This is a genomic window from Mesorhizobium sp. M1348, from assembly GCF_040317925.1.
In the GTDB taxonomy this organism is placed as follows: domain Bacteria; phylum Pseudomonadota; class Alphaproteobacteria; order Rhizobiales; family Rhizobiaceae; genus Mesorhizobium.
Window position 1 is genome coordinate 134,199 of the sequence record NZ_JAMYLH010000005.1, and the last position, 12,828, is coordinate 147,026.

Annotated in this window: 13 protein-coding genes; 7 read left to right on the top strand and 6 right to left on the bottom strand. The window is 62.8% G+C overall.

Annotated elements, in window-relative coordinates:
• Position 1: 1 nt before the first annotated feature.
• The gene (locus NKH13_RS11430; protein ID WP_352912546.1) at positions 2-2,089 is read left to right on the top strand and encodes a hypothetical protein; all 2,088 of its coding nucleotides are present in this window, start codon (positions 2-4) and stop codon (positions 2,087-2,089) included.
• A 162-nt stretch (positions 2,090-2,251) separates the two neighbouring features.
• Here NKH13_RS11430 and clpS read toward each other — a convergent pair whose 3' ends face one another.
• From clpS to NKH13_RS11445, 3 genes are all read right to left on the bottom strand, one after another.
• A complete protein-coding gene (gene clpS, locus NKH13_RS11435) occupies positions 2,252-2,557 on the bottom strand; it encodes an ATP-dependent Clp protease adapter ClpS (protein WP_352540995.1) in 306 nt (101 codons plus the stop codon).
• 256 nt (positions 2,558-2,813) lie between these two features.
• Positions 2,814-3,029 carry a hypothetical protein gene (locus tag NKH13_RS11440; RefSeq protein ID WP_352450529.1) on the bottom strand — a complete coding sequence of 72 codons (216 nt, stop codon included), beginning with the start codon at positions 3,027-3,029 and terminating at the stop codon, positions 2,814-2,816.
• Between the two features lie 36 nt (positions 3,030-3,065).
• Positions 3,066-3,410 (bottom strand): hypothetical protein, encoded by a 345-nt coding sequence (locus tag NKH13_RS11445; protein ID WP_292665026.1) that lies wholly within the window; start codon positions 3,408-3,410, stop codon positions 3,066-3,068.
• A 237-nt stretch (positions 3,411-3,647) separates the two neighbouring features.
• On the opposite strand from NKH13_RS11445, the gene NKH13_RS11450 reads away from it, so the two are divergent.
• The gene (locus tag NKH13_RS11450; RefSeq protein ID WP_352466812.1) at positions 3,648-4,364 is read left to right on the top strand and encodes a response regulator; all 717 of its coding nucleotides are present in this window, start codon (positions 3,648-3,650) and stop codon (positions 4,362-4,364) included.
• Entirely contained in the window at positions 4,361-5,770 is a 1,410-nt protein-coding gene (locus tag NKH13_RS11455) for an ATP-binding protein (RefSeq protein WP_352912547.1), read from the top strand. The genes NKH13_RS11450 and NKH13_RS11455 overlap by 4 nt, the downstream gene beginning before the upstream one ends.
• Positions 5,771-5,879: 109 nt before the next feature.
• Here the strand turns inward: NKH13_RS11455 and choV are convergent, their stop codons facing one another.
• From choV to NKH13_RS11470, 3 genes are all read right to left on the bottom strand, one after another.
• Positions 5,880-7,061, bottom strand: a complete 1,182-nt coding sequence (gene choV / locus NKH13_RS11460) for a choline ABC transporter ATP-binding protein (protein ID WP_352713211.1) — start codon at positions 7,059-7,061, stop codon at positions 5,880-5,882.
• A complete protein-coding gene (gene choW, locus NKH13_RS11465) occupies positions 7,058-7,912 on the bottom strand; it encodes a choline ABC transporter permease subunit (protein ID WP_352466809.1) in 855 nt (284 codons plus the stop codon). The genes choV and choW overlap by 4 nt, the downstream gene beginning before the upstream one ends.
• Positions 7,913-8,030: 118 nt before the next feature.
• Entirely contained in the window at positions 8,031-8,966 is a 936-nt protein-coding gene (locus tag NKH13_RS11470; RefSeq protein ID WP_352912548.1) for a choline ABC transporter substrate-binding protein, read from the bottom strand.
• A gap of 236 nt (positions 8,967-9,202) precedes the next feature.
• Here NKH13_RS11470 and NKH13_RS11475 point away from each other — a divergent pair, with 236 nt between their 5' ends.
• The 4 genes from NKH13_RS11475 (at position 9,203) to NKH13_RS11490 (ending at position 12,815) form a co-directional block, all read left to right on the top strand.
• Complete coding sequence (locus tag NKH13_RS11475; protein ID WP_352912549.1) at positions 9,203-9,814, top strand: thymidine kinase; 612 nt, start codon at positions 9,203-9,205, stop codon at positions 9,812-9,814.
• Between the two features lie 126 nt (positions 9,815-9,940).
• Positions 9,941-10,330 carry a c-type cytochrome gene (locus NKH13_RS11480; RefSeq protein WP_352912550.1) on the top strand — a complete coding sequence of 130 codons (390 nt, stop codon included), beginning with the start codon at positions 9,941-9,943 and terminating at the stop codon, positions 10,328-10,330.
• A gap of 215 nt (positions 10,331-10,545) precedes the next feature.
• Positions 10,546-11,634 (top strand): hypothetical protein, encoded by a 1,089-nt coding sequence (locus NKH13_RS11485; RefSeq protein ID WP_352912551.1) that lies wholly within the window; start codon positions 10,546-10,548, stop codon positions 11,632-11,634.
• 35 nt (positions 11,635-11,669) lie between these two features.
• Entirely contained in the window at positions 11,670-12,815 is a 1,146-nt protein-coding gene (locus tag NKH13_RS11490) for a hypothetical protein (RefSeq protein ID WP_352912552.1), read from the top strand.
• The last annotated feature ends 13 nt before the right edge of the window (positions 12,816-12,828 follow it).

A 12,828-nucleotide genomic window follows, 5' to 3' on the forward strand; every position in this document is an offset into this window, starting at 1 on the left:
CATGAACTGGTCGCTCGCCTTCGAACCGCTCACCACCTGGCCGCTGCTCGCAGCGGTTGTGGTGCTGCTGCTGCTGCTGGCGCTAGTCGGCCTTTGGTTTCGCCAGCGCGGCGCGGTCTTCCGCCTGGCAGCCCTGATTGCTCTGGCTGCGGCGCTGCTCAATCCGGTGTTCCTCGACGAAGAACGCGAGCCGCTGAAAAGCATCGTCGCCGTCGTCGTCGACCGCAGTCAGAGCCAGGATATCGGCGACCGCACCAAGCAGACCGACGCGGCGTTGGCCGGTCTTCAGCAGCGTCTAGGCCGCTTCAAGCAGTTCGACGTCCGTGTCGTCGAAGCCGGCAAGTCCGAAGCCGCCGACGAGCGCACCGAGACGCGGTTGTTTTCCTCGCTCGAAAATGCTTTCCGCGACGTGCCGCCATCGCGCATTGGCGGCGCCATCATGATTACCGATGGCGAGGTCCATGACGCGCCACCCGGCGCGCCCGACTTCAATGCCCCGCTGCATGCGCTGATTACCGGCAACGACCATGAAAAAGACCGCCGCATCCGCTTCGAGAATGCGCCGCGTTTCGGCCTCGTCGGCAAGCCGCTCGACATGACCTATCGCGTCATTGCCACCAACAACGAAACCGGCCCGGTCGACGTCCGCGTATCGGTCAACGGCGAGCAGGTATCGGTCGAGCACGCCAACATCGGCCAGGCGATGCCGCTGCAGGTGACCATTCCCAACGCCGGGCGCAACATCGTCGAACTCGCCATCAACCACGAGCCGGGCGAACTCACCGACACCAACAACCGCGCCATCGCGCTGATCGACGGCATCCGCGAAAATCTGCGCGTGCTGCTTGTTTCCGGCGAACCGCATGCAGGCGAGCGCACCTGGCGCAATTTGCTGAAATCCGACGCTTCGGTCGACCTCGTGCACTTCACCATCCTGCGCCCACCGGAAAAGCAGGACGGTACGCCGATCAACGAATTGTCGCTGATCGCCTTCCCGACGCGCGAGTTGTTCGTCGAGAAGATCAAGGATTTCGACCTGATCATCTTCGACCGCTATCAGCACCGCGACGTGCTGCCGATCCTCTATTACGACTACATCTCCGAATATGTCGAAAAAGGCGGCGCGCTGCTAATCGCGGCCGGCCCCGAATACGCCGGCGAAAGCTCGATCGCCCGCACGCCGCTGATGTCGGCGCTGCCGGCAATGCCGACCGGCGAGGTCATCGACAAGGCCTTCTATCCGCGCCTCACCGATACCGGCCAGCATCATCCAGTAACGCGCGGGCTTGATGGCTCGGCGACCGAGCCGCCGCACTGGAGCCGCTGGTTCCGCACCATCGGCGTCGAGAACCCCGAGGGCGAGGTGGTGATGAAGGGCGCCGACAACCGGCCGCTGCTGCTGCTCGACCGCAAGGGCGAAGGCCGCGTCGGCATGCTTCTGTCCGACCAGGGCTGGCTGTGGGCGCGCGGCTTCGAGGGCGGCGGGCCGCATGTCCAACTCTACCGGCGCATCGCCCACTGGCTCATGAAGGAGCCCGAACTCGAGGAGGAGCGGCTGACCGCCGACGGCCGCGGCATGGTGCTGGAGATCCGCCGCCAGACGATGAGTGACGATCCCGGCCCGGCGCAAGTCATCACGCCGTCCGGCAAGGCACTGATCGTCAGGCTTGAGAAGTCCGAGCCAGGCGTCTTCCTCGGCAGCGTCGAGACCAGCGAAATCGGTCTCTATCAGGTCGGCAATGGCGACCTGACGGCATTGGCCCATGTCGGGCCGGTCAACGCGCCGGAATTCACCGACTTCGTCTCCACCGAAAACCGGCTGAAACCACCGGCTGAGGCAACTGGCGGCAGCGTTCGCCGGCTGGCGCCGGCCTCGACACTTGGCACTCTCACCAGCACGGTCACGCTGCCCTCCGTCGTCCCAGTCCGTTCCTCGGGTGCAGCTTCCGGCAATGACTGGATCGGCCTGCGCACCACCGACGACAGCGTGCTCAAGGCCGTCTCGCGCGTGCCGCTGTTCGGCGGCTTCCTCGGCCTCGGCCTGCTGCTTCTGGCGATGGGCTCGATGTGGTACCGCGAAGGGCGGTAGTTCCCTTCTCCCCGTCTCATACAGGGAGAAGGTGCCGCAGGCGGATGAGGGGCGGCGCCGGCGCTGTGAAACTTTCTTCAGACATTGCGCTGCCCCTCACCCTGCTCTCCGGCAAGCCGGGCTTCGCCTCCCTCTCCCTGCAAACGGGGCGAGGGAGGAGCCCTACTCCTCCGGCTCCGTCGTGAACATCAACGGGTAGCCCTTGGCCTTGCCGGCATCGGTTGCCCGCGCCGCCTTGGTCTCGGCGACATCCCTGGTGAAGACGGCGACGACGCAGACGCCGCGCCGGTGCGCGGTGATCATTATCCTATGCGCCTGGTCTTCACTAAGCTTGAACTCGGACTTCAGCACCGTCACGACGAACTCGCGCGGCGTAAAATCGTCATTGACCAGGATGACCTTGTAGAGCTTCGGCCGTTCGACCTTCGGCTTCGTGCTGGTACGGGGTTTTGTGGTGATTTCAGGCATTGGACCGGCAATTGCGTACGACAGCTTTGCGGTCATTTTGACATGGGCAAAAGCGGTCGTCCATTCAACCGCGCGCGATCGGCTTCCCGGCGGGCGCAGTTCAAAAGTCCGTGCCTATGTGGGAACTGCCGTCTGGCGTTCAACGGAGGGTGTGGGCCGGGACTGGCCCTATTGTCTGCACGCAACAAAAAGACGACCGCTCCAGGCAAATCGCAACTGGAGCGGTCTTCTCATAGGGTAGAAAGATGTCGCTTGATCAGGCCTTCGGAGCTGCCTTGACCGCGTGCTTCTTGTGCTTCTTGACGGTCTTCTTGGCAGCGACCTTCTTCACGGCCTTGGCCGGCGCAGCGGTCGTCGTTGTCGTCGCAGCCGGGGTGGTGGTCGCGGCATTGGCGCTGCTGGCGCCGAGAACCGGCATCGAGACCGCCAGCGCGATGGCGAGACCGAGGGCGGAGAGGAGGGACTTTTTCATGGCTTCACTTCCTTTTTGTGCAGATCGGGTTGAGTGTCACTGAACGGGATCGATCGGTGTCACTCCAAGCAGCTTCAAAGCGTTCGCGAGCATCCGGATTCCCTGTGCCTGTTTCTTGTTGGCGCAGAACCGGTTTCCCTTTCTTTGAAGTGCTTTCGCCGCGGTGACCTGCGTTGCCGCGGCATGGGTTTCGAGGGCTTCGTCAAACTGGCGGTTCAGATCGATGCAACGCTCGCTGCGGGTGGTCGCCACCTTTGCATCGGCCGCCTTTGCATTGGCCACCTTCGCATCGGCCAGTTTTGCGTCGGCTTGTTCAACCGCGGCCGTGACGAGCGAAATGGAAAGCAACGCACCCATCAGACTGATCGAGAACCTTTGCATTGGTCTGTCCGTAATCCCGTAACGCGTGTCGCAGCCGATGACCTGACCGCCACGGCACCACTTATGCCTTTGATTTTTTTCGGTAGTTTTTCCGGCTTGTAGAATTTTGTTTCTGGATTGTTTCTGGGCAGCCCGGATCGAGCCGCCGATCTCCACTGGCCAACTTATGGCCTGAATTCTATCGTCTGGCTGACGGCCGAAGCACGGCTTGGGCGATCCACAAATGACAGGTTCCCTGTGAAATCCGACCCCCACATACTGATCGTCGACGACGACAAGGGCATTCGCGACCTGCTTCAGGAATTCTTCCAGAAGCGAGGGCTGCATACATCGGTCGCCGCGGACGGCACCGAGATGGAGACCGTGCTGCGCCGCGCCCAGGTCGACCTGATCGTTCTGGACGTCATGCTGCCCGGCAGGAGCGGCCTGGAGCTCTGCCGCGAGTTGCGCGCCAATTATTCGACACCGATCATCATGCTGACCGCGGTCACCGAGACCACCGACCGCGTCGTCGGCCTGGAGATGGGCGCCGACGACTACGTGCCGAAACCCTTCGATCCGCGCGAGCTGCTCGCACGCATCCGGGCCGTCTTGAGACGCAATGGCGCCGCCGAACCGCGACGCGCCGCCTCGCGGCAAATCTACCATTTCGCCGGCTGGACGATGGACTGTTCGCGCCGCCGGCTGATGGCGCCGGGCGACGTCAGGATCGAGCTGACGATGGCCGAATTCAACCTGCTGCAGACCTTCGTCAAGAGCGCGCAGCGCGTGCTGAGCCGCGAGCAGCTCATTGAGCTGTCCGGCGGCGACAGCGGCTACAGCTTCGACCGCAGCGTCGACATTCTGGTCAGCCGGCTGCGGCGCAAAATGGAGGACGACCCGAAAACGCCGAAGTTGATCCTGACCGTGCGCAGCGGCGGCTACCAGTTCCTGCCTGAGACGACCTCCGAATGAGACGCATTCTGCCGCAAACGCTGCCGGTCTGGGTGCTGCTCATCGTCATCGCCGGCCTGCTGATCAGCCAGATCGCGACCCTTTACATCGTTTCGCGCGACCGTGCCGCCACCAATGACGTCGTCGATCTTTACCGGCTGAACGACCGCGCTTTCTCGCTGGTGCAGCTGATGCATGACGCTACGCCGGAACAGCGCAAGGCGACGGCCTCCGGCCTGTTCAACGCCACTTATGCGCTCACCGTCTCCGACACGCCCGCCGTCACTTCCTCGATAGCCGGCGACGACGAGCTGGCCGAATTGGAAGACATATTGGTCGGCCGGTTGTCGAAGTTCGGCATCACCGACGCGCGGGTCCGCCGCGACCCGGCAACGCACGAAGCCGACGCTCCCGGTGGGACGATCGCCGGTCCCGATATCGGCCAGGTCGAGCGCGACCTGCTGGTGCTGGCGGCCGATTTCGCCCAGAGCGACAAGCTGACGGCCTCGCTTCGCTTTGCCGACGGCCAATGGCTGAACTTCACCGAACCGAACACGCCGGCCGGGCCGATACTGAGCTTCGAGAGCCTGCCACTCTATGCCTTGATCGCCGGGCTGGTGGTGGCTTCCTCGATCTGGTCGCTGCGGCGGCTGACGGCGCCCTACCGGATGATGGAGACCGCGGTGAAGCGGATCGGCGAGGATCTGAAGAGCCCGCCGATCGCCGAGAGCGGCAGCCGCGAGGTGCGTACCGCGGCAAAGGCGGTCAATGCCATGCAGGCGAGGCTGCGCGCCTATGTCGAGGACCGCGAGCATCTTGCGGCCGCACTGGCGCACGACCTGCGCACGCCGCTGACCAGGATGCGGCTGCGCCTCGAACTGCTGAGGAATTCGTCCGTACGCGCCGCACTGGCGCACGACCTCGCCGACATCGAAGGCATTGCCAGCTCGGTCATCGACTTCGCCACTTTCGAGGTGACCGAGGAGAAGAGCGAGCGGATCGATTTCTGGTCGCTCGTCGAATCGGTCGCCGACGGCTACGAGGAGGTCTCGTTCGACAATGACGATGCGCGCTCGCGCGGCCTGATCTGCATGGCGCGGCCGGTCGCGCTCCGGCGCTGCGTCACCAACCTCGTCCAGAACGCGGTGACCTATGGCAAGAGGGCGCATCTCAGCCTGCGTCAATCAGGCAAGACAATCACGCTGGCGATCCATGACGAAGGGCCGGGCATACCGCAAGCCGAGCTCGACGCCGTGTTCGGCTCGTTCGTGCGCCTGGAACAGTCGCGCAACCGCCAGACCGGCGGCCTCGGCCTCGGCTTGACCATCGCCCGCAATATCGCCCGCGGCGCCGGCGGCGAAGTCAGCCTGTCCAACCATCCCGACGGCGGCCTGATGACGGAGTTGCGCCTGCCGCTGGCGGTGTAGAGAGCGGTCGGTAAAACTGCCAGCCTCCCCAACTGTGAGGAGATGTCCGGCAGGATCGGAGGGCGCGAAGAAACGCTACGAGCCGTTTCGTTCTTCCAGAGGAAAACAACTACCTTCGCAGCACCGCGCTCAGCACATCCCTGACGCCGATGGCGCCGACGAAGCGCGACTGGTCGTCGAACAGCGCCACAGGTGCGGTCTGCGAGCGATGCATGGCCAGCATCACGGTCTTCAACGAGGTGCCGGGATTGGCCCAGAACACCTGCGCCGTCTCCTCCGGCTGGGCCTCGACATCGGCGCAGGACACCCACACTGCCGGCTTGCCGTCCCGCTCGGCCGCCGCCACCAGACCATGCTCGTCGATCTTGAAGCGCGTCGTCTTGCGCCGGTCTAGCCACACCCAGCCGTCCTCGCCGTGCTCGAGGTCGCGGCGGTCGCGCATGACGTTCCAGGCGGTCAACACCGACAGCGGGTTCACATTGGCGATGAAGTCGCGGACATAGTCGTTGGCGGGCCGCAGCACGATGTCTTCCGGCGCGCCGGTCTGCACGATGCGCCCGCCCTCCATGATGGTGATATGGGTGCCGATCTTCAGCGCCTCCTCGAGATCGTGGCTGACGAAGATAATGGTCTTCTTCAGCTCGGCCTGGAGCTGCAGCAACTCGTCCTGCAGCTTGGTCCGGATCAGCGGATCGAGCGCCGAGAACGGCTCGTCCATCAACAGGATCGGCGCCTCCGTGGCAAAGGCGCGCGCCAGGCCGACGCGCTGCTGCATGCCGCCGGACAGCTCATGCGCGTATTTCTTCGACCACTGGTCGAGATGGACCAGCCTCAGCTGCCTGTTCACCCGCTCCTTGCGCTCGGCTTCCGGTACGCCGGCGAGTTCGAGGCCGAGGCCGACATTCTCCTCGACGGTGCGCCATGGCAGCAGGCCGAACTGCTGGAACACCATCGCCACCTGCTTCTGCCGCAGCCGCCGAAGCGTCGCCTCGTCGCAGGTGACGACGTCGACCGTACCGTCGCCGTCCTTGACCAGCACCTGACCGCGCGAGACGACGTTCAGCCGGTTGACGGCTCTGAGCAGCGTCGATTTGCCGGAGCCGGAAAGCCCCATCAGCACCGAGATCTCGCCTTCGTTCACGGTGAGGCTGGCGCCGGCGCAGCCCAGCACGTTGCCCGTCTGTTCGAGGATCTCGGCGCGGGTGGCGCCGCTGTCGATCAGCGCTAGCGAGCCTGCCTGGTCGGCGCCGAAGACGATGTCGACATTTCTGAAATCGACGGCGACGGTCATTTCTTGCCTCCCACGCCGATGCGCGTCATTCGGTCGAGCACGATGGCGAGCACGACGATGGCCAGACCTGCCTCAAGCCCGAGGTCGATCCTGCGCGACCCGAGCGCCCGGTTGATTTCCGTACCGAGGCCGCCGGCGCCGATCAGGGCGGCGAACACCACCATCGACAGCGACAGCATGATCGACTGGGTCAGCCCAGCCATGATGGTCGGCAGCGCCGAAGGCAGCTCGACCTTCCACAGCAGCTGGCGCTTGGTGGCGCCGAACGCCTCACCCGCCTCGACGATCGATTTCGGCACCGAGGTGACGCCGAGATGGGTGAGCCGAACCGAGGTCGGGATGACGAAGATGATGGTGACGATCAGGCCGGGCGCGTTGCCGAGGCCGAACAGGGTCAGCACCGGAATCAGGTAGACGAAGGTCGGCAGCGTCTGCATCAGGTCGAGTACCGGCAGCATGACCCGATAGACCTTCGGCTTGTGCGCGGCCCAGATGCCGAGCGGCACGCCGATAGCCATCGAGACGGCGGCGGCGGCAACGACCAGCACCAGCGTCTCCACCGTCTGCTTCCACAGGTTCTGGTTGAGGATGAACAGCAAGCCGATGAACACCGCCAGGGCCAGGCCTTTCGAACGCTGCAGGAAATAGGCGAGCAGAGCGATCAGGGCGATCAGCAGAACCGGCGGCAGCAGCAGCAGCCCGTCGACGATGCCGTCGAGCAGGAAATTGAGGCTGTTGGAAAAAGCCCTGAAGACGGTGTCGAAATTATCGGTGAGAAAGCCGAAAAACGCCTTCCCCCACGCCCCTATGGGAATCTTGTAGCTGACCAGGAATTTGGAGATCGGATCCATCTAGCCCCTCTTCTGCCGGCGCCGTCCTTTGCCGGACGGTCATCTTGTCACAGGATATGAAAAAGGGCAGCCATTTCTACCGTGGCTGCCCCTTGTCTCGTCATGCCAGATGGTCGGGTCAGCTTCCGAGCGCCGTTTTCACCGCAGCCGCCGCATCGCCGCCGTCGAAGGTTGTGACGCCGGCGATCCAGGGAGCGACCGCGTCCGGGTGCTTCTTCAGCCAGTCGGTCGCGACCGTATTGGCGTCGCCGCCCTTCAGGATCGCGTCCATCATCTCGCCTTCCATGTCCAGGTTGAACTTCAGGTTGGCGATGAACTTGCCGGCATTGGGGCATTCGCTCATGTAGCCCTTGCGTACATTGGTATGCACGGTGGCGGCGCCAAAGCCGCTATCTCCCATCCCCTCGAGATAGGTGATCTTCATGGCGCCCATCACCGGATGCGGCGTCCAGCCGAGGAAGGCAATCCATTCATTGTTCTTCATCGACTGCTCGGCCTGGGTGAGCATGCCGGCCTCGGAAGATTCGACCAGTTCGAAGCCTTCGAGATTGGTCTTCGGATCCTTGATCATGTCGAGGATGATGCGGTTGCCGTCATTGCCGGCCTCGATGCCGTAGATCTTGCCGTCGAACTTGTCCTTGAACTTGCCGAGATCGGTCAACGTCTTGACACCGGCATCGGCAACATAGGTCGGGACGACGATGCCGTAGCCGGCACCGCTGAGATTTTCGCTGACGGTCTCGACCGAGCCTTCGGCGGCATAGTCCTTGATGTCGTTGGTCATCGACGGCATCCAGTTTCCAAGAAACACATCGAGGTCTTTGTTCTTCAGCGACGCATAGGTCACCGGCACGGAAAGCTGGATCACCTGCGGCTCGTAGCCGAGCGCCGTGAGCAGAACCGAGGCGACGCCGGTGGTCGCCTGGATGTCGGTCCAGCCGACATCGGACAGCCGCACCGTCTTGCAGCTTTCCGCATCGCCGGCGAAGGCCCCAGTCGTGGATAGAAAAGCCGCCAGGCCGAGGCCGGCGACGAATGAACTCATACGCGACATGAAGATTCTCCCATTTCAGTTCTCGGTGAAGCCAAGCGACGGTTTTATCTCCGCCTTGTAGCGTCAGCCAAACATCATTCTGCTGCGGTTTCAAGCACTAAGGCAATCACGAACAACGGCGCAGGCTGGCCGATCAGCGACACGCCCGCCGCTTTCCGGATGGAAGTCGCCTTTTCCCGGTGGAATGTAGGTGCTCCCCCTCCCCGCTTTGTTGCAACTCGGCTTAAAAGGACGGCATGGCCAAGCTGTACTTCCATTATGCGACGATGAATGCCGGCAAGACGACGATGCTGTTGCAGGCCTCGTACAATTACCGCGAGCGCGGCATGACGACGATGCTGTTCATCGCCGGCCACTATCGGAAGGGCGATACCGGGCTGATCTCGTCGCGCATCGGCCTGGAGACGGAGGCCGAGATGTTCCGCGACGGCGACGATCTGTTTGCCCGAGTCGCCGAGCATCACGACCACGCCACGGTGCATTGCGTCTTCGTCGACGAGGCGCAGTTCCTCGAACAGGAGCAGGTCTGGCAACTCGCCCGCATCGCCGACCGGCTGAACATCCCGGTCATGTGCTACGGCCTGCGCACCGATTTCCAAGGCAAGCTGTTTTCCGGCTCGCGCGCCCTGCTGGCGATCGCCGACGACCTGCGCGAGGTGCGCACCATCTGCCGTTGCGGCCGCAAGGCAACGATGGTGGTGCGCCTCGGCGCCGACGGCAAGGTGGCGAAACAGGGCGAACAGGTGGCGATCGGCAAGGATGTCTATGTCTCGCTCTGCCGCCGCCATTGGGAAGAAGAAATGGGCCGCGCCGTGCCCGACGATTTCATCGGCTTCACCAAAGCCTGAACCAGCGCTATTGCTTTCATCCGACCTCCCGGCCGACATTCGTTCCGCAATCGCGCCATCGTGCGGCGCTTGTTAAGGCCTGCTTCCTATTTCAGAACCTCTCAGCCAGAGCCGTCGGGATTTCCCATGCTTCGAGCCATTTCGTCTGCCGCTGCTTTCCTCATCACCGGCACTCTTGCCGCGCATGCCGACGGCGATGCCGCTCTCGGCAAGAAGGTCTTCAACAGATGCATGGCCTGTCATGAGGCTACTAGCGACCGCGACAAGGTCGGCCCGCATCTGCTGGGTGTCGTCGGCCGGACCGCCGGCACCGCGGACAGTTACCTCAGCCGCTACTCGCAGGGGATGAAGGACGCGGGCGCTGCCGGCCTGGTCTGGGACGAAGCAAACCTTGCCGAATACCTGCGCGCGCCGCGGCAGAAGGTCCCCGGCAACAAATTGGCCTTCTCCGGCCTGACCAGCGACGACGACATCGCAAACGTCATCGCCTATCTCAAGGCCGATCCCAAGCCCTGAGCGTCGCTCCCGAGCAAAAGTCCAGCCGCGGTTGGAAGCGGTGCCTGACCGGACGGCAGTTACACCGTAATCATTGCCTGACTATCCTGCAGTCGCCTCCTGAAATTCTTTTGTTTTCCTGTAATCCCATGCCTTCCGTCTTTCATTCGCCAAACCCGGCACATATATTCGCGGCGGTTTGCGAAACGAAACCGATGCCGAAGCGGGAGGCCCCAATGGCGACATTGCAGAATTTCGATGCCGAGATTGCCAAGACCAAGCAGGTCGTGCAGGACATGCGCACCAAGATCGAGCAGTCCGGTACCGTGCTCGACACACTCGCCACCGCCGACAAGAAGATCGGCGACGCCAATTTCGACATCGAGAACGCCCGCATCGAGGATGTGCTGAAGCAGCAGAAGGTGATGGAAGGCAATATCGCCGACCTGATCATCGGCCTCGAGGACGCCACCAACGTCTTCGGCGCCGAATTCGAGAGCATGAAGAACTACACCGGCTGGGAAAATTTCGTCGGTGTCTTCTCCAGCCAGCGCAAGCAGCGCCTGCGCACCGACCGCGTCCGCAACATGTCGCTGGCCGGAAATTTGCAGGAGCTGCTGGCGAAATCCGACACCATCGTCGGCATCCTCAAGGCGCAGAAGCAGGTCCTCGACACGCGCTACAAGACCTCCGAGGCCAGCCTGTCGCAGGTGATCGAGCGCCGCAAGACCACCATGTCCAATCTCGAGACCGTGCAGAAGCGCATCGAGGAACTCAACCCGATGCTGCTCGACATCGAGAACAAGATCGCCGCCTCGACCAGCCAGAAGGAGCGCACGCAGCTTGAAGGCGAACGCTCGAAACTGGCCACGGAATATAACGAGAAGCAGGCCAAGGAGCAGGAATTGCTGGCCGAAAGCCAGACGCTGGAGCGCTATACCTCGATGTTCCAGACCTTCGTCGATTCGCTCAACAACCAGATCGCGGCGCAATCGACGCTGATCAACAAGCTGACCATCGATACCGAGCAGCGCATCGTGCTCTACAAGGCCCTGGAAGATTCGCTGAAGACCGCCGCCCAACAGGATGTCGCCCACAAGATCAACACGCTGGGCAGCCAGGTCGATAACACCGCCGAAGAGACCATGGCCGGCATTGGTGCTGCCTCGCAGAAGCACATTGGCGATCTGCTTGAAATGCACGAGAAGAACATGGTCGCCACCGCCGACATCCAGCGCCGCAAGAAGCTCGCGGACGATGCCTTCGCCCGCCGCTTCGACGATGTGATGAAGAAGCACAATTCGGCAAATTACGTGCAGTCGTAATTGCTGCACGTGCACTGCTCCCAAGGGCTGGCAGCATGACCCCCGAAAACGAAGCCGCGGCGCGCTATTTCTCGGCGATCGCGGCGGCACTTGGCGGCCTCGAAGTGTTCATGCGCGACGATCGCTCGCCGCTCTACCGGCACGGCATCGTCGCCAAGGTCGTCGCCGAATATATTGCGCGGCTCGACAAGTCGTTCTCGTGCTGGCGCAACCGGCTGGGCTTCACCGAGACGTTCCGCATCTCGCGCGCCGAAAGCGGTTTCCCGGTCTTCCAGAACCTGCTCGAGTTGGAAAACGACCGGCTCCAGGCCGATGCGCGCCTCGCCAATCTCCCGCTGGCCGATGAGCTGCGCGAGGAAATGGCGGACTTCATCCTGCGCCACAAGGAATTCCCCGAAGCGCTGCAGAAGTCGATGGCCGAGCGGCTTTACCTCGAGGACGTCAAGAGCGAGACCACCTTCGGCCCGTTCACGCTGGCCCAGACGGTCAAGGTGTCGGTCAATCCGAAGACGTTGCGGCCCTATTATCTGGTCCACTGGGCCTGCTTCGACGGCAGCGCCAACCTGCCGCTCGTCTATATGGTGACGGTCGAGGATTCCTCGGACGACATGATCCGGCAGCTTGTCGACTCCAATGGCAAACTTAATGAGAGGGTCGACATCCCGCTGCCGGTCGACGGGTTGCTCAATCCCGAGCTTGCCCACCGTTTCGACGATTTCACCGAGAAGAATTCCGCCTACGCGCTGTCGCCGGCGACCATCGCGGTCAACCTCGACAAGGATTTCGAGCCGCTGCATCCCAAGCAGCTGCGTCGCGTCGTGCTCGGCCCGTTCTATTCTGCAGGGATTACCGACAACAATTCGACGGTGAGCGAAGTGCTGGCCAAGGTCCGCAAGCCGGAAAACGCCTGGCTGCTGACCTGGACCATCCAGGAGGTCTTTTCCAAGGCCGAAAAGCCAGGCCGCAAGGGGTTGTTTTCGAGCGAAAAGACGACGCAGGAATTCTTCATCAATACCGACGATCTCGAGGCCGCGCGGCAAGGCGTGTCGAGCTATGAGAACCATGCGCTGATTCCGCACGAGGCCTATCAGGCGCTCTATGCCGCCGGCGAGGCGCAGAAGATCTTTTCGGGCTACAAGGTCCACATCCTGTCGAATGGGCAGGTCATCAGCGACGTCTGACCGTCAAATCGCG